At 65.6% G+C, this 15,128-nt stretch carries 18 protein-coding genes; 13 read left to right on the plus strand and 5 right to left on the minus strand.

The window, feature by feature from the left end; all coding sequences use genetic code 11:
* The first annotated feature begins 101 nt into the window (after nt 1-101).
* The 3 genes from LFL96_RS01565 (at nt 102) to rfaE2 (ending at nt 3,036) form a co-directional block, all read left to right on the plus strand.
* Nucleotides 102-941 (plus strand): PhaM family polyhydroxyalkanoate granule multifunctional regulatory protein, encoded by an 840-nt coding sequence (locus tag LFL96_RS01565; RefSeq protein WP_280997259.1) that lies wholly within the window; start codon nt 102-104, stop codon nt 939-941.
* 583 nt (nt 942-1,524) lie between these two features.
* Nucleotides 1,525-2,397 carry a ferritin-like domain-containing protein gene (locus LFL96_RS01570; protein WP_280997261.1) on the plus strand — a complete coding sequence of 291 codons (873 nt, stop codon included), beginning with the start codon at nt 1,525-1,527 and terminating at the stop codon, nt 2,395-2,397.
* Between the two features lie 156 nt (nt 2,398-2,553).
* Complete coding sequence (gene rfaE2 / locus LFL96_RS01575; protein WP_280997263.1) at nt 2,554-3,036, plus strand: D-glycero-beta-D-manno-heptose 1-phosphate adenylyltransferase; 483 nt, start codon at nt 2,554-2,556, stop codon at nt 3,034-3,036.
* Nucleotides 3,037-3,213: 177 nt separating this feature from the next.
* Here rfaE2 and LFL96_RS01580 read toward each other — a convergent pair whose 3' ends face one another.
* The 4 genes from LFL96_RS01580 to LFL96_RS01590 all read right to left on the minus strand — a co-directional run bounded on the left by LFL96_RS01580 (nt 3,214) and on the right by LFL96_RS01590 (nt 5,520).
* A complete protein-coding gene (locus tag LFL96_RS01580; RefSeq protein ID WP_280997265.1) occupies nt 3,214-3,453 on the minus strand; it encodes a hypothetical protein in 240 nt (79 codons plus the stop codon).
* Nucleotides 3,454-3,532: 79 nt separating this feature from the next.
* A complete protein-coding gene (locus tag LFL96_RS01585) occupies nt 3,533-4,381 on the minus strand; it encodes a type III pantothenate kinase (RefSeq protein ID WP_348638408.1) in 849 nt (282 codons plus the stop codon).
* 26 nt (nt 4,382-4,407) lie between these two features.
* Nucleotides 4,408-4,548: a hypothetical protein gene (locus LFL96_RS37050; protein ID WP_348638409.1), complete on the minus strand. Its 141-nt coding sequence runs from the start codon at nt 4,546-4,548 to the stop codon at nt 4,408-4,410.
* 69 nt (nt 4,549-4,617) lie between these two features.
* Entirely contained in the window at nt 4,618-5,520 is a 903-nt protein-coding gene (locus LFL96_RS01590; protein WP_280997269.1) for a biotin--[acetyl-CoA-carboxylase] ligase, read from the minus strand.
* Nucleotides 5,521-5,627: 107 nt separating this feature from the next.
* Between LFL96_RS01590 and LFL96_RS01595 the strand changes: the two genes are divergently transcribed.
* The 9 genes from LFL96_RS01595 (at nt 5,628) to LFL96_RS01635 (ending at nt 13,578) form a co-directional block, all read left to right on the plus strand.
* Nucleotides 5,628-6,761, plus strand: a complete 1,134-nt coding sequence (locus tag LFL96_RS01595; RefSeq protein ID WP_280997271.1) for an ABC transporter permease — start codon at nt 5,628-5,630, stop codon at nt 6,759-6,761.
* Nucleotides 6,758-7,636, plus strand: a complete 879-nt coding sequence (locus LFL96_RS01600; protein WP_280997273.1) for an ATP-binding cassette domain-containing protein — start codon at nt 6,758-6,760, stop codon at nt 7,634-7,636. The genes LFL96_RS01595 and LFL96_RS01600 overlap by 4 nt, the downstream gene beginning before the upstream one ends.
* A 16-nt stretch (nt 7,637-7,652) precedes the next feature.
* Nucleotides 7,653-8,621, plus strand: a complete 969-nt coding sequence (locus LFL96_RS01605; protein ID WP_280997275.1) for an MlaD family protein — start codon at nt 7,653-7,655, stop codon at nt 8,619-8,621.
* A gap of 43 nt (nt 8,622-8,664) precedes the next feature.
* Complete coding sequence (locus LFL96_RS01610) at nt 8,665-9,291, plus strand: ABC-type transport auxiliary lipoprotein family protein (RefSeq protein ID WP_280997277.1); 627 nt, start codon at nt 8,665-8,667, stop codon at nt 9,289-9,291.
* 31 nt (nt 9,292-9,322) lie between these two features.
* The gene (locus LFL96_RS01615) at nt 9,323-10,480 is read left to right on the plus strand and encodes a VanZ family protein (protein ID WP_280997279.1); all 1,158 of its coding nucleotides are present in this window, start codon (nt 9,323-9,325) and stop codon (nt 10,478-10,480) included.
* A 170-nt stretch (nt 10,481-10,650) separates the two neighbouring features.
* Nucleotides 10,651-10,974 (plus strand): (2Fe-2S) ferredoxin domain-containing protein, encoded by a 324-nt coding sequence (locus LFL96_RS01620; protein WP_280997281.1) that lies wholly within the window; start codon nt 10,651-10,653, stop codon nt 10,972-10,974.
* A gap of 8 nt (nt 10,975-10,982) precedes the next feature.
* Nucleotides 10,983-11,627, plus strand: coding sequence for an alpha/beta hydrolase (locus LFL96_RS01625; RefSeq protein WP_280997283.1), 645 nt, complete (start codon nt 10,983-10,985; stop codon nt 11,625-11,627).
* 379 nt (nt 11,628-12,006) lie between these two features.
* Nucleotides 12,007-13,236 (plus strand): D-alanyl-D-alanine carboxypeptidase family protein, encoded by a 1,230-nt coding sequence (locus tag LFL96_RS01630; protein ID WP_280997285.1) that lies wholly within the window; start codon nt 12,007-12,009, stop codon nt 13,234-13,236.
* Nucleotides 13,237-13,308: 72 nt separating this feature from the next.
* Nucleotides 13,309-13,578, plus strand: coding sequence for a DUF493 family protein (locus LFL96_RS01635; RefSeq protein WP_280997287.1), 270 nt, complete (start codon nt 13,309-13,311; stop codon nt 13,576-13,578).
* A gap of 60 nt (nt 13,579-13,638) precedes the next feature.
* Here LFL96_RS01635 and LFL96_RS01640 read toward each other — a convergent pair whose 3' ends face one another.
* Entirely contained in the window at nt 13,639-14,610 is a 972-nt protein-coding gene (locus LFL96_RS01640) for a transcriptional regulator GcvA (protein ID WP_280997289.1), read from the minus strand.
* A 98-nt stretch (nt 14,611-14,708) separates the two neighbouring features.
* Between LFL96_RS01640 and LFL96_RS01645 the strand changes: the two genes are divergently transcribed.
* On the plus strand, nt 14,709-15,035 hold the full coding sequence (locus tag LFL96_RS01645; RefSeq protein WP_280997291.1) for a DUF2917 domain-containing protein: 327 nt from the start codon (nt 14,709-14,711) through the stop codon (nt 15,033-15,035).
* Nucleotides 15,036-15,128 lie beyond the last annotated feature (93 nt).

Here is a 15,128-nt window from a genome sequence, read left to right on the forward strand (position 1 = left end):
CCCGGCCGGCGTCTCAAAACCCTTGTGCCCGCACGGTATGATCGACCCCACCGCGCGCGGCCTGGCGCTCACTTCTCATTTTTAGCAGCGAGGCGACAAGCATGACCGACACATCCGATTCCACGCCGCCGTTTCCCGGCTTCCCTGGCTTTCCGCCCGCCGAAATGCTCGAACGCATGTGGGGGATGATGCGGCTGTCGCCGTTCGGCTCCGCGTTCTCCGGCGCGCAGCCGGGCGCGGGCATGGGACCGTCGCTGTCGATGATGTCCGACATGATGGCGCCGCTCACGAACGTCGAGGAGCTCGACAAGCGCATCACCGACATGCGCGCGGTCGAGCAATGGCTGAAGCTGAACCTGAGCATGCTGCAATCCGCGATCCAGGCGCTTGAAGTGCAGCGCGCGACGCTCGCGACGCTGCGCGCGTTCGGCGCGTTCGCGCAATCGTCGATGGAGCAGTCGGCGGCTGCGGCGACCGCGGCGCCGAAACCGTCGCCGTCGCCATCGAGCGGCGGCTGGCCTCATACGCAGCAGGCGGCGGCTTCCGCTGCTGCCGCCGAGCCGGCCGCCAGCGCGGAACCGGCCTCCGAAGCGGCCCAGGACGAGACCCCCGATACCCCGCCGTTCGACGCATCCGCGTGGTGGAATCTGCTGCAGTCGCAGTTCAACCAGATTGCGCAGTTCGCGATGACCCAGCCGGGGGCGGCCGCCGCCGGAGTTGGCGCGGCGGGCGCGGCGGGCGCGGCGGGCGATCCGGCGCCGGGCGGAACGGCTTCGTCGAGCGGCGCGGGCGGCGGTGCGTCGCCGTCAGCATCGACATCGGCATCGGCATCGACGAAGAACGCGGAATCGACCGCCAAACGGCCGGCGGCGAAGCGGGCTTCGGCGTCAACGTCGGCGGCATCGACAGCGGCGAAACGCACGACGAAGAAGTCGCTCTGACCGATCTGATGGTGGAGACGCGAGAACTCGCGGCGGTCCGGAAAGCCGCCGCGACAAAAAACCACACCGCATCCGCGGATGCACGCCGAATCGCCGTCTGTCATGGTTTTGACGCCGATTTTCCGTCACACTCCGCGGACCGCGCGCTTTGTTGAGAGAGGTCAACCGGGCATCGGAATTGCGTCCGTTGCCGTGGGATTTCCGTAAAGTCAGCGTGCTATCATTGTGTAAGCTTCAATTGGTTTTTGGGCGTGCGCTGAAAACAACCAATCCCAGCCGCCCTTGCTTCATTTTGCCGCCGGCCAGACCGGCGCAGGGCTGGACGGTGCGGTTTTCATCGCAGACTGGCTCGACCTCAGGCACAGGGCATCCCTCACCCACGGTTGGCCGCGCAGCGCGTAGCTGGAGTCGGGCGTGCCCGCGCAACCGCCTGACTTCTTTGCTTCCCGATGCATCTAGGCGGTGGATTACCGCGTAAAATTGAATGTTGGCCGACGCACGGCGCAATCCGTTCGTCGTCCATGAGAGTGCTACACGTAGCAGCGACAGACACACACAGCAAGCGCAGAACAGGGGTGGGACTATGAACACCATGCTTTATCCGGAACTTTATAAATCGCTCGAATCCGTTCGATGGGACATGGAGAAAGACATTCCCTGGGACAAGTTCGATGCATCGCTCTTGACCGACGAGCAGGCCGCCACGATCAAGATGAACGCGATCACCGAATGGTCGGCGTTGCCCGCCACGGAAATGTTTCTGCGTGACAACCATCACGACAGCGATTTCTCCGCGTTCATGAGCGTGTGGTTCTTCGAGGAACAGAAGCATTCGCTGGTGCTGATGGAGTATCTGCGCCGTTTCAAACCGGAACTGTGCCCCACGGAAGAAGAGCTGCACGCGGTGCGCTTCGAATTCGATCCGGCGCCGCCGCTCGAAACGCTGATGCTGCACTTCTGCGGCGAAATCCGTTTGAATCACTGGTATCGCCGTGCCGCCGAATGGCACACCGAGCCGGTCATCAAGCAGATCTACGAAACCATTTCGCGCGACGAAGCGCGTCACGGCGGCGCGTACCTGCGCTACATGAAGAAGGCGATGGGCCAAACCGGCGACATCGCGCGTGCTGCGTTCGCCAAGATCGGCGTGCTGATGGCGTCGGCGCGCCGCACCGAAAAGCCGCTGCATCCCACTAACCTGCACGTGAATCAGGCGCTGTTCCCGCGCGACACGATCCAGTCTCGTCTGCCGGATCCGGAATGGCTCGAGCGCTGGCTCGACGAACAGATCCGCTTCGACGACGGCTGGGAAAAGAAGGTGGTCGAGCGGATTCTGCACAACCTGTCCATCCTGTTCGAACGCACGTTCAACACCGCGCAGGAACTGAACCGTTATCGCAAGGAAGTCGTCGCGCGTTTGCAGGCCGACCAGAAGTCGGCGGAACAGCCGGCTTGACGGCCGCACACGCTTGAATGAACGCATGACCCGCTTCGGCGGTGAAACAGAACGGCCCGGCAGGCGTGAGCTTGCCGGGCCGTTTTGCGTCATGCCGTCGAACGTGTATCGTGGCGGCTCATTTCCTTTATCGCTTCTTCTCTTTCCGGTTTCGTCATGGCTGCTACTTTTGAACGCAAGATGCTGACGCGCGACGCCCTCGTGGCGCTGCGTCCCACGCTCAACGCGCCGGTGGTGTTCACCAACGGCGTGTTCGACATCCTGCATCGCGGGCACGTTACCTATCTGGCCGACGCCAAGGCGCTGGGCGCGTGTCTGATCGTCGGCGTGAACAGCGATGCGTCGGTGCGCATGCTCGGCAAGGGCGACGACCGGCCGATCAACGTCGAGTCGGACCGGATGGCGCTGCTCGCGGCGCTGGAAAGCGTCGATTACGTGGTGTGTTTCGGCGAGAAGACGCCGGTCGAGCTGATTTCGGCGCTGCGGCCGGATGTGCTCGTCAAGGGCGGCGACTATGACATGGATGTGCTGCCGGAATCAGCCATTGTGCGTGGCTGGGGCGGGAAAGCGCTGGCGATTCCGTTCGAGCATGACCGCTCGACCACGGCGCTGTTGAAGAAGGTGCGCACGCAAGGGTGAGTCCCGGCGGCGGGATGGGGGCGCAGATCAGTGCGCATGCCTTTGCGCGTTCCGTGTGCGCGAAGCAGGGGTAATGTGGCCGCACCAGCACCAGCACCAGCACCAGCACCAGCACCAGCACCAGCACCAGCACCAGCACCAGCACCGAGCGCGGGGCGCCCCGCGATCGATATCGCGCTACTGCGGCAACGCCGATGCCGCAATCGGCGCAACCGGCGCCGGACCGCCGACCACCGGTTGATCGGCCGCCTCGGCTGCCGTCACCGGCTGCACCTTCAGCCATTCCGGATGGATCTGCCGGGTCAGATGATTCGGTTCGCGGCCGCCGGCAGTCGGCGCCGGGCCGAACACGCCGCGCACCGCGACGAAGGCGAGCAGGTTGGCGAGAAACAGAATGGCGATCAGCCAGCGCAGCATTGTGGGTTGTCCCGATCCAGAAGAAAGTTGAGTCGTCGACGGCAAGCCGTCGTTAGCGATCCGACGCGCTGGCCGCGCATCAGGCGCCGTGGGCCGCCGCGTGCTCGGCGGCGATCAGCGCGAGGCCGGACAGCACGAGCGAATCGTGGCGAGTATGCGGCACTTTCAGCGCGCTTGCCACTTCGTCCACCGCGCCGCCGTTGACCACGAGGCGCACCGGCACCTGCCATTCGTCCCGCAAATCCCGCCACATCCGCTCGATCAGGCCGGCTTGCGCCAATGTGCATCCCGCCGACAGCGAACGCGGCGTATCCGTCGCAAAGAACGGGCCCCGGCGGGATTCGTGAGGGGCCGCGGCATCAGCGTCGGCGTCGGCGTCAGCGGATACACCGGCACTCATGGGTGTGGTTGCAGTTGCCTTCGACGCGGCGTCCGCATTCACATCCGCGCTTGCAGTTGCCTTCGTCTTCGCGTCGTCAATCACGTTCATGCTGGCCTTCACGTCATTGCCCAGCAAACCACGCGCCGCGTCGGCATCGAGTGTCGGCAGTTGCGCGGTGTGTTCGCCGAGCGAGCGCATCATCAGCGTCCAGCCCGGTGCGATCAGACCGCCGACGAACACGCCGTCCGCGCGCAACGCTTCCAGCGTGGTCGCCGTGCCGAACGTCGCGATCAACAGATGCTCGCCCGGAAACGCGGCATGCGCGCCGATCATGCCGGCCCAACGGTCGCTGCCGAGCGCGTGCGGCGTGGTGTAGCTATTCGTCACGCCGCATTGCGTCTCGCGTGCGCGAATCGTCGTGAGTGGTAGACCCGGCCACTGCGCGTCGACCAGCGCGGCGATTCGCGCGGCCACTGCCGGCCCCGCCACGTTGGATAGCCATGCGCCACGCGGCGTCGGCAGGTTCGCCCACGCCGGGCGATCCACGCCGTCATGCGTCAGCGCGCCGGAAGCTATGGCGGCAGCACCAGCAGCACCAGCACCATCAGCACCATCAGCAGCAGCACCACCAGCACCACCACCAGCACCACCAGCACCACCAGCACCACCAGCACCACCAGCACCACCAGCACCACCAGCACCACCAGCACCACCCGCCCGCACCAGCGTCCACTTGATCCGGCTATTCCCCGCGTCGATCAGCAAATGAAACGCGTCGCTCGTCATGCGGCACCGCTGGCGAGCCGCAGCGAAACGTCGCCGGTTGCAATGGTCTGACGGCCGTTCGCGGTGTCGAGCAGCAACTGGCCGCGCTCGTCGACGCCCGCCGCCACGCCGCGCGCCAACTCCTGGCCTTGTTCGAGCAGCACGACTTCGCGTCCCGCGTACGCATGCACCGCATTCCAGCGAGGCTGAAACGGCGCGAATCCCTCGGCGCCGAAGCGCTGCAACGCGGGTTCGAGCGCGTTCAATTCGGCGGCGAGCGTATCGGTGAGATTGGCGTTGGGCAGCGCGCGCTGCAGCGCGGTCGGCACCGTGCCGCGCGCCTGCGGCGGCACGTCGGCGTTCAGCGCACCGACCTTGCTCGCGAGTTCGTCCGCGCCCTTCACATTGGTGCCGATGCCGATCACCACCGCGCTCGCCTCGTCGGTGCTCCATGCGGTTTCGATCAGGATGCCGGCCAGCTTGTCGCCTTCGAGCAGCACGTCGTTCGGCCACTTCAGCGCGATCTGGCCAGGACCGGCGACCGGCAGCGAGCGCAGCCCGTCGACCAGCGCGACGCCGATCGCGAGGCTCAAACCCGCCAGCCCTTCGAGCGGACGCGGCAACACGCACGCCACGGAAAACAGCAGCGCATTGCCCGGCTCCGCGTACCACGGACGCCCACGGCGGCCGCGCCCAGCGGTCTGCAGATAGGCGACCCGCACGAGCGGACGCGGCAACGCGTCGGCCGAGCGCGGCAGCGCCTTGACGCGTGCCATCAGGTCGGCGTTGGTCGAGCCGGTTTCCTCGACGATTTCGATCGGCCAGTCGTGCGCGTGCGATCCGAACAGCGTGACCGCGCGTTCGCGGTCGATGCGCCAATCGGCCGCGGCGCCCTGGGGAGGAGTGTTGGAAGCGTTCATGTCTCATATTGTAGCGACAGCGAACCCGAACAGGCCGCCAGCACGGCCTATCCGCCGCGCCTTCGTTACAATGGCCGCTAATCCGATAACCAAGATTCTCGCGATCCTTGAACTACGACACTCCGCCCGGCCTTGAAGTCGCGGCCGGCAGCCAGGGCAAGATCGTCCGGCTTTCGGGCCAGTGGACGGCGCTCGCGCTTGCCCGCGACCGGGCCACCGGTAAAGTGATTCCGCTGCTGCGCTCGCTGATCGGCGCCGAAGGAATCCGCGAGTGGGATCTATCGCGCATCGACCGGATCGATCATGTGGGCGGCCAGGCGCTGTGGCGCGTGTGGGGTCACAAGATGCCGCCGAACACCGCGCTCACCGACACGCAGCGCGACATCTTCGAACGCATCGCGTTGCTCGACACGGTGCGCGACTCGGCCGAGCCGGTCGTCAAGGTCGATCCCTTCACGCGTCTCGGCCTCGCGATCTTCTCGTTCTTCGAGCATCTGTACGGCGGCGTCGGCATGCTCGGGCGCGTGGTGCTCGATCTGCTGTCCATCGTGCGCAAGCCGAAGCTCACGCCGTGGACCGAGATCTCCGCGAACGTCTATAACGCCGGCACCAAGGCGCTGCCGATCACCGCGCTGGTCGCGTTCCTGATCGGTATCGTGTTGAGCTACCTGTCCGCGCAGCAATTGCGGCTGTTCGGCGCCAATCAGTACATCGTCAACATTCTCGGTTTGTCGGTGATTCGCGAACTCGGGCCGGTGCTGTCGGCGATTCTGGTGGCGGGCCGCTCGGGCTCGGCGATCACCGCGCAGATCGGTGTGATGCGCGTGACCGAGGAACTCGACGCGATGCGCGTGATGGGCATCCCGCATGGACTGCGGCTGATCCTGCCGCGCGTGGTCGCGCTCGGCGTGGCCATGCCGCTGCTGGTGATGTGGACCAATATCATCGCGCTGACAGGCGGCGCGCTCGCCGCGAAGATCGTGCTCGGCATCGACATGAGCTATTTCGCGCGCGCGTTGCCGAGCGTGGTGCCAGTCGCGAATCTGTGGATCGGCCTGGGCAAGGGCGTCGCGTTCGGCATGCTGATCGCGCTCGTCGGCTGTCATTTCGGGTTTCGCATCAAGGCCAATTCGCAGAGTCTCGGCGAAGGCACGACGACTTCGGTGGTGACGTCGATCACCATCGTGATTCTCGCGGACGCGGTGTTCGCGATCCTCTTCCAGAACGTGGGGCTCGGATGATCGCGCCGCTCACCCAGGCCGTGCGCGGCCAGCCCGTGCCGTCGATCGCCGAGCCGGTGATCGAGGTGATCGACATCACCAAGCGCTACGGCCGCAACATCGTGCATCAGCATCTGAATCTGGATGTGCGGCGCGGCGAGATCGTGTCGATCGTCGGCGGCTCCGGTTCGGGCAAGACCACGCTGGTGCGGCAGATTCTCGGGCTGGAGAAACCGTCGTCGGGCACCATCAAGCTGTTCGGCGAGGATCTCGCGACCATCTCGCCGGAAACCGCGCTGCTGATGCGCAGCCGCTCCGGCATGCTGTTCCAGCGCGGTGCGCTGTTCTCGTCGCTGTCGGTGTTCGACAACATCGCGCAGCCGGTGCGTGAACTTGGCAAGGTGCCGGAAGATCTGCTGCGCGACATCGTGATGCTCAAGCTCGAAATGGTCGGACTGCCGTGCAAGCATGCGTCGAAGATGCCGTCCGCGTTGTCGGGCGGCATGATCAAGCGGGTCGGCATTGCCCGCGCGATCGCGCTCGAACCCGAACTGCTGTTTCTCGACGAACCGACCGCCGGGCTCGATCCGCAGGCGTCCGATGAATTCGTCGAGCTGATTTCCGCGCTGCATCGCGCGCTCGGCCTGACGGTGGTGATGGTCACGCACGATCTCGACACGATGATCGCGCTGTCCACCCGCGTCGCGGTGCTGGCCGACCGCAAGGTGCTGGTCGCCGCGCCGGTCGAGGAGGCGGCGGGCGTCGATCATCCGTTCATCCGCGAATATTTCCTCGGCCTGCGCGGACGCCGCGCGTTGCAGGCGCTGCCGCCGGAGCGCCGCGCGAAGCTGCCGCGCGCCGCGCTCGAACCGGCGTCGTCCGAACTGCCGCTGTGAATCAGGGAACCTGACAATGGAAAACAAATCACACGCCTTCTGGGCCGGGCTGTTCACCGTCGTGCTGCTGGTGGCGATCGCGGTGGCGGCGTTTCTGTTCAACGTCGACCGTTCGGTGCGCGTGCCGTACGACCTGATCGCGCGCACCAATGTGACCGGGCTCTACACGGATGCCGCCGTGCGCTATCGCGGGCTCGACGTCGGCAAGGTGCAGTCGATCAAATTCGATCGCGCGCATCCGGGGCAGATCCTGATCCGCATCCTCGTCGACACGCATGCGCCGATCACGCGCTCGACCTTCGGCAGTCTGGGTTTTCAGGGCGTGACCGGCATCGCGTTCATCCAGCTGGACGACAACGGCCGCGATCCGTCGCCGCTGCCGTCGTCGACGGCGCAGGTCGCCCAATTGCCGATGCGGCCGGGCCTGCTCGATCAGCTGCAGCAACGCGGCGACGTGCTGCTGCGCAAACTCGAAAGAGTCACGGAAGATGTCGACAATCTGTTGTCGCCGGAGATGGTCGCGCAGCTGCACGGCACCGCGGCCAGCATCCAGAAAGCCGCCGATGGCGTGGCCACGCTGACGCAGCAGATGGCGCCGGCGGCCGGCAAACTGCCCGGCACGATCGACCAGCTGGATCGCACGCTGGCGTCGACCAATCAGCTGATCACCAGCCTGAATCGCGCGGACGGTCCGTTCGAGACCAATCTGAACAAGGTCGGCACAGCGGCCCAGCAAGCGGGCGACGCGCTGACGTCCATGAACGGCTCGCTGCAGGAGCTGTCGGCGCGGGTCGGCTACGACACCTTGCCGCGCGTCAATTCGCTCGCCGAAGACGTGCGCTCGGCGGCCCGTTCGGTGGACCGCGCCGCCGATACGTTCAGCACCAATCCGCGTAGCGTGCTGTTCGGCGGCCCGCCGCGCGCGGCGCCCGGCCCCGGCGAAGCGGGTTTCACGTGGCCCGCCGCGCGCGCCGCCGCTCACTGAATGAATCGATGGAATTGATGGAATGAATGAAGGGAAGAATGCCATGTCACGCTTGACTCACCGATTGTTGTCCTCGAGCGCCGCGCTGACCGTGCTGCTCGCGTTCGGCGTGCTGGCCTCGGGCTGCGCCGGCAATCCGGCGGCGCTCGCCGACATCCGCTACGACTTCGGGCCGCCGAATCCGGCGGCTTCCGCGGGCACGTCGCCGGCCGTGAAGGTGCTCGAAGTGACCGCGCCCGGCATGCTCGAATCCGACAACCTGGTCTACCGTCTCAGCTACGCCGACGCCCAGCAGACCGCCTCGTACGCGAACAGCCACTGGACCATGACGCCCGCGCAATTGCTGACGCAGCGTCTGCGTGGTGCGCTCAGCACGCGCGGCACCGTGCTGACGGGCGCGGACGGCGTCGCCGCGCCGGTGTTGAAGGTCGATCTGAGCGAGTTCGAGCAGGTCTTCGACAGCCAGTCCGAAAGTCACGCGGCGGTGACCGCGCGCGCCACGCTGACGCAGAACGGCAAGGTGATCGGCCAGCGCACCTTCCTCGCGCGCGCGCCGTCCCGTTCGGCCGATGCCGCCGGCGGCGCCCAGGCGCTCGCCGCCGCCAGCGACGACCTCGTCGCGCAGATCGGCGCATGGCTCGGCGTGCAGGCGCTGGTCGCCGCGCAATGAGGGTCCTGCAGCGCACGCAACGGAGCGCTGCATGAGCGTAAAACCCTGGCAGCGCCGTCCGTCGGCGCTCGCCCGGCAGGCGCTGGTGCTGTACACGGCGCTGATCGTCTACGGGTCGTGGTATCCGTTTTCCGGCTGGCGTTCGCTCGGCCTCGCGCCGTTCGCCTATCTGTTCGATCCCATGCCGCAGTACCTGACGGCGTTCGACGTCGTCACCAACGTGCTCGGCTACATGCCGTTCGGCGCGCTGGTCGTGCTCGCGCTGTATCCGCGCTGGCGCGGCACGCCGGCGGTCGCATTGGCGTTCGTGCTCGGCGGGTTGCTGTCGGGCGCGATGGAAGCCGTGCAAACCTATCTGCCGACGCGCGTCGCCTCCAATCTCGATCTCGCCGCCAATGCGCTCGGTGCGCTGCTGGGCGCGGCGATCATGTCGCCCGCCACGGGGGCGCTGCTCGATCGCGGTTTGTTGCGGCGGCTGCGGCTGCTGTGGTTCGAGCGCGATAGCGCGGCGCTGGTCTGCCTGATCGCGTCGTGGCCGTTCGCGACGATGTATCCGGCGCCGCGTCTGTTCGGTCTCGGCAACTGGCCGCGCGCGCTGTGGCTGCGTTTCGATTCGACGACGCAGGATGCGCTGCTCGCGTGGGCGCCGCCCGGCTGGCACCTCGGCGCGTGGCCGGCGCTGCTCGCCGCGCGTCTGCCGGACGATACGTGGGAAGCGCTGATCGCCACGCTCAATCTGTTCGCCGCGCTCGCGCTGGCGTCGTTGCCGGTGCGCCGCCATGCGCCGCTCGTGCGGCTGTTGTTGCTGTTCATCGTCATGACCTTGTTCGTGAAGGTCGGCGCGACGTTTCTGCAATCGCAGTCGGGCCTGGCGTTCGACTGGGCGACGCCGGGCGCGCTCACGGGGCTCGTCTGCGCAACGGTGCTCGCGCTGCTGGCACTTCGCTTGCGGCGTCGAATGCGCGCGTCGCTCGCGGCCGTCGCGCTGATCGCGTCGCTGGTGCTCGTCAATCTGCTGCCGGTGAATCCGTATTTCGACGTCGTGCTGGCCGACTGGCGGCAAGGCCGGTATCTGCACTTCAACGGTCTCGCGCACTGGCTCGCGTGGATCTGGCCGTACGCGGCGCTGGTGTGGCTCGCGTTCGTCGCCGAGCAGGCGTGGTTGAAGCGGCGCGCGAAGCATGGGTGAGGGAAGCACGGATGGGCCGGCGAGGGCGCTACGAAAGAGCGCATGACGGTCCGCTGAAAAACCCTCGCCGAACCCACGCCGGACTCGCTCGCTATAATCGTCCGCACAACCGGCGCGGCATCGCGCTTACAACGCCATTCCCTACTCTTACGGTCTCGCCTCCGCCCATCATGGATTCTTTCTACAAGCATCATGTGTTCTTCTGTCTCAATCAACGCGATCCCGGCGCCGAGCGCCCGAGCTGCGCGAACTGCAATGCGCAGGCGATGCAGGAGTACGCGAAGAAACGCGTGAAGCAGCTCGGTCTCGCGGGCCCCGGCCAGGTGCGCATCAACAAGGCGGGCTGCCTCGACCGCTGCGAACTCGGCCCGGCGCTCGTCGTGTATCCGGAAGGCATCTGGTACACGTACGTCGACGAAAGCGACATCGATGAAATTGTCGACTCGCATCTCGCCAACGGCAAGATCGTCGAGCGTCTGAAAATCGATCAATAAGCGTCGCCATGAACGTACATACCCAGAAGTATCTGATCGACGGGCCGGTCGGCAAGATCGAGGTCGCGCGCGATCTCCCCGACGAGATGCGTGAAAACGGCACGGCGCCGCGCGGCATCGCGCTGGTCGCGCATCCGCATCCGCTGTTCGGCGGCACGATGGACAACAAGGTCGCGCAGACCCTCGCGCGCACGCTCGTGCAGTTGAACTACGTGACGTATCGCTCGAATTTTCGCGGTGTCGGCGAGACGCAGGGCGAACACGACGCGGGCCTCGGCGAGCGCGACGACCTGCACGCGGTGCTGGCCCATATGCGCGCCGAAGACGGGCAGCAGGATCTGCCGCTCGTGCTGGCCGGTTTTTCGTTCGGTACCTTCGTGCTCTCGCATGTCGCCGCGAAGTTGCGCGAAGAGGGGCAGGCGATCGAGCGGATGGTTTTCGTCGGCACGGCGGCGAGCCGTTGGGAGGTCGCGCCGGTGCCGGAGAACACCCTGGTGATTCACGGCGAGACCGACGACACGGTTCCCATTCAATCGGTTTACGACTGGGCGCGACCGCAGGAACTGCCGGTTGTCGTGATTCCGGGGGCGGAACATTTTCTGCATCGCAAGCTGCACGTGCTGAAGCGGATCATCGTCGACGCGTGGCGTTAAAACGCGCGTCGCTCGCGCTCGCGTGTGTTTTTCGGGGTACAGGTACGCGCAAACGCAAATTAATCGACGCCGTTTGCGCAAGGTTGCCTGGTGAGCGCGCGTATAATGGGCGCTCTTTTTTGGGCGCAGCGCCGCCCATCCGGCAGTTCGCGCGACGCGTAACGGGTTGTGAGTTTGCTTCTGTTTCGCGGTGGTTTCGTGGTGATGGTGTGGCCGCTGCGCGCGCAGCGGTGCCGGATGCAGGGCGTGCTGCGTGAACCGATCGCGTAGCCGGCAGTCCAACGGGCGCCGTGCCGTTTTTGCGGCCGGCCGCTCGCCGACCGGCTCTTCCAAACTATGCGCCCTGCGCGCGATGTATTTTTCTGCACGAATCGACCCTATGCGTTTCTCCACCTCCGGCCGCACGTCCTTCCCGTCAGTTGCTTCCCTCGTTCCCCAAACGCTTAGCCGTGCCGTCACGCTCGGCGTCGTGCTGCCGGCCACGCTCGTGGCCAGCGCCGCGTTCGCGCAAGTGCCGCCGCCGCAGGTGAATGCGCGTTCGTGGGTGCTCGTCGACGCCACCAGCAATCAGGTGCTCGCATCGGGCAATGCCGAGGAGCGCGTGGAACCGGCGTCGCTGACCAAGCTGATGACCGCGTATCTCGTCTTCGAGGCGCTGCAGTCGAAGAAGATCACGATGGACCAGACGGTGATGCCGAGCGAAGCGGTGCGCCGTGTGAAGACCGACGAATCGCGCATGTTCATCGAGGCGAATAAGCCGGTGACCGTGCACGATCTGGTGTACGGCATGATCATCCAGTCGGGTAACGACGCGGCGATCGCGCTGGCCGAACTGGTCGGCGGCAGCGAGTCGCAGTTCGTCAACATGATGAACAACGAAGCGGCGCGCCTCGGCATGACGCACACCCATTTCGCCGACGTGAACGGCATGCCCGATCCGCAGCACTACACCACCGCGGGCGATCTCGCGGTGCTGTCGGCGCGCCTGATCCGCGACTTCCCGGACTACTACAACATCTTCTCGGTCAAGGAATTCACGTACAACAAGATCAAGCAGCCGAACCGTAACCGTCTGCTGTGGATCGACCCGACCGTCGACGGCCTGAAGACCGGCCACACGCAAGCGGCGGGTTACTGCCTGATCGCGAGCGCGAAGCGTCCGCTGCCGGGCACGAACGATGGTTCGCGTCGTCTGGTCACGGTGATGATGGGCGAGACCAAGGAACACGACCGCGTGCAGGACAGCCTGAAGATGCTGAGCTACGGCTACACCGCGTACGACACGGTGCGTCTGTACAAGGCGAACCAGGTGGTCGGCACGCCGCGCGTCTACAAGGGTGCGCAGGACACGGTGCAGATCGGCGTGAAGGGCGATCAGTACATTACCGTGCCGAAGGGCATGGGCGACAAGGTGAAGCCGCAGATCGAGCAGAACGATCCGCTGATCGCGCCGATCGCGAATGGTCAGCAGGTCGGCACGGCGAAGCTCGTCGCGGACGGCAAGGTGCTCGCGCAATTCCCGATCGTCGCGTTGCAGGCGGTGCCGCAGGCAGGTGTGGTCGGCCGCGTGTGGGATTCGCTGATGCTGATGTTCAACAAGAAGAAGTAAGTTGTGTGGTGGCATGCCGCTGGCGAACCGGCGGCATGCTTGCGCGGCGAGGAGTAAAGAATGAACCCCGGAATGACCCCCGAGAAAACATCACTGCTTGAGTTTCCCTGCGATTTCCCGATCAAGATCATGGGCAAAACGCATCCCGAGTTCACCGACACCATCGTCGAAGTGGTGAGGAAATTCGATAGCGGCGTCGATGCATCGCGCCTCGAAACGCGGCCGTCCAGCGGCGGCAACTACACTGGCCTGACCATCACCGTGCGCGCTACCAGCCAGCAACAGCTCGACGATATCTATCGCGCGCTCACGGGTCATCCGATGGTCAAAGTGGTGCTTTGACGCTCGCTTCTCCAGGCTTTATCCGCCGTCCGTCTGCCGGTCGTCCGGCGGCGTGATCAATTACGGCGCGGCGTGCAATGCGTCCGCTGTCGCCGCTTCCCCAGCTGCCTCGGGACCCAGTTCGCAAGCGCGCTCGAAGAGCAGCTTGAAGCGTCCCACCTCCTCGAAAACCCAATCCCGGAACGCTCTGACGCGGGCGGTTTCCAGCATCTGCGGCGGACAGACGAAGTAGTACTGCCACGGGCTCGGCCCATCCACGTCGAACAGCCGCACGAGCCGTCCCGCGGCGATTTCATGCATGGCCAGCGAACGGCGCGTCAGCGCGACACCTTGACCGTCGATGGCCGCCTGCAACAGATTCGACGAATCCTGATAGAGCACGCCGCGCTTCGGCTCCGGCCATTCGGTAAGACCGGCGGCGTCGAACCAGGGACGCCACAATTCGTCGTCGGAGCGCAGCAGCGGGACTTTCGCCAGATCCGCCGGCGACTGCGGTAACTTGCCGCCGTTGAAGTTCGGCGAGCAGGCCGGGAAAAAAATCTCCTCCAGCAGCAGTTCCGCATGCAGGCCCGAATACTTGCCGAAGCCGAAACGGATCGCCACGTCGACGTCGTCGCGCGCGAAGTCGGTGAGCGCGTTGGTGGACAGCAGCTCGAGGTCCCATTGTGGATGCGCCTCGATAAAACTGCCGATGCGCGGCGTCACCCAGCGCGCCGCGAACGACGACAGCATCGACACCACCAGCCGTCGCTCGCGGTCGCCCGCGCGGATTTCGCGGGTCGCGTCGGCGAGCGCGGTTAATGCGAACCGGACTTGCGTCGCGTAGCGCCGGCCGGTTTCCGTGAGCCGCACGCGTTTGCCGTCGCGGGCGAACAGCGTGATGCCCAGTTCGGCTTCGAGCGCGCGGATCTGATGGCTGACGGCGCCGTGCGTGACGAATAGCTCGTCGGCGGCGCGCGAAAAGCTTTCGTGGCGGGCGGCGGCCTCGAAGGCCTTGATCGCGTTCAGTGTGGGGAGTTGACGGAGGTCCATCGCAATATTTCTCACATAGAGGTGAAAATTGCTCGTTTTGCGTAAACCCTTGCTACGCCTACGATTGTAGCCATGAAACGAATTTTGGCGAGGGCATCATGCGAGAAATTTCCTCTAGCATCGCGTTTGAAATCCGTAGCGGTGAAACGATTCCGATGAAGGTGGCGCGCAGCACGCGTCTGGTGGTCCATGGCGGCTCGATCTGGGTCACGCGCAGCGACGATACCGAAGATTACTGGCTGCAACCCGGCCACACGCTGCGGTTGCGTTGCGGCGAGCGGCTGTGGCTGAGCGCCGAGGGCGATACGCAGGCGAAGGTGACGTTTTCCGTGCCGACGCGGTGCGATCAGCGCGCGTTGAACTGGTTCGCGCGGGTCGGGGAACGGCTGGCGGCGCGTGTGCGCGGCGGGTGGATGACGGTTTGAGCGGCCGAGTGGCCGATGGGGAGCGGCCGAAGTAGGGCCGAAGCAGGGTCCAGGCTCGCTCCATCGGCCAATCCACATTCAACGGGGATTCCC

Origin of the sequence: Paraburkholderia sp. D15, assembly GCF_029910215.1 — a bacterium.
Taxonomy (GTDB): Bacteria; Pseudomonadota; Gammaproteobacteria; order Burkholderiales; family Burkholderiaceae; genus Paraburkholderia.

Excerpts from the sequence above, each read along its gene's own strand:
- LFL96_RS01610 (WP_280997277.1), top strand. The coding sequence starts at position 8,665 with ATGTCACGCTTGACTCACCGATTGTTGTCCTCGAGCGCCGCGCTGACC.
- LFL96_RS01615 (WP_280997279.1), top strand. The coding sequence starts at position 9,323 with ATGAGCGTAAAACCCTGGCAGCGCCGTCCGTCGGCGCTCGCCCGGCAG.
- rfaE2 (WP_280997263.1), top strand. The coding sequence starts at position 2,554 with ATGGCTGCTACTTTTGAACGCAAGATGCTGACGCGCGACGCCCTCGTG.
- LFL96_RS01625 (WP_280997283.1), top strand. The coding sequence starts at position 10,983 with ATGAACGTACATACCCAGAAGTATCTGATCGACGGGCCGGTCGGCAAG.
- LFL96_RS01600 (WP_280997273.1), top strand. The coding sequence starts at position 6,758 with ATGATCGCGCCGCTCACCCAGGCCGTGCGCGGCCAGCCCGTGCCGTCG.
- LFL96_RS01640 (WP_280997289.1), bottom strand. The coding sequence starts at position 14,610 with ATGGACCTCCGTCAACTCCCCACACTGAACGCGATCAAGGCCTTCGAG.
- LFL96_RS01630 (WP_280997285.1), top strand. The coding sequence starts at position 12,007 with ATGCGTTTCTCCACCTCCGGCCGCACGTCCTTCCCGTCAGTTGCTTCC.
- LFL96_RS01570 (WP_280997261.1), top strand. The coding sequence starts at position 1,525 with ATGAACACCATGCTTTATCCGGAACTTTATAAATCGCTCGAATCCGTT.
- LFL96_RS01565 (WP_280997259.1), top strand. The coding sequence starts at position 102 with ATGACCGACACATCCGATTCCACGCCGCCGTTTCCCGGCTTCCCTGGC.
- LFL96_RS01590 (WP_280997269.1), bottom strand. The coding sequence starts at position 5,520 with ATGAACGCTTCCAACACTCCTCCCCAGGGCGCCGCGGCCGATTGGCGC.
- LFL96_RS01645 (WP_280997291.1), top strand. The coding sequence starts at position 14,709 with ATGCGAGAAATTTCCTCTAGCATCGCGTTTGAAATCCGTAGCGGTGAA.
- LFL96_RS01605 (WP_280997275.1), top strand. The coding sequence starts at position 7,653 with ATGGAAAACAAATCACACGCCTTCTGGGCCGGGCTGTTCACCGTCGTG.
- LFL96_RS01620 (WP_280997281.1), top strand. The coding sequence starts at position 10,651 with ATGGATTCTTTCTACAAGCATCATGTGTTCTTCTGTCTCAATCAACGC.
- LFL96_RS01580 (WP_280997265.1), bottom strand. The coding sequence starts at position 3,453 with ATGCTGCGCTGGCTGATCGCCATTCTGTTTCTCGCCAACCTGCTCGCC.
- LFL96_RS01635 (WP_280997287.1), top strand. The coding sequence starts at position 13,309 with ATGACCCCCGAGAAAACATCACTGCTTGAGTTTCCCTGCGATTTCCCG.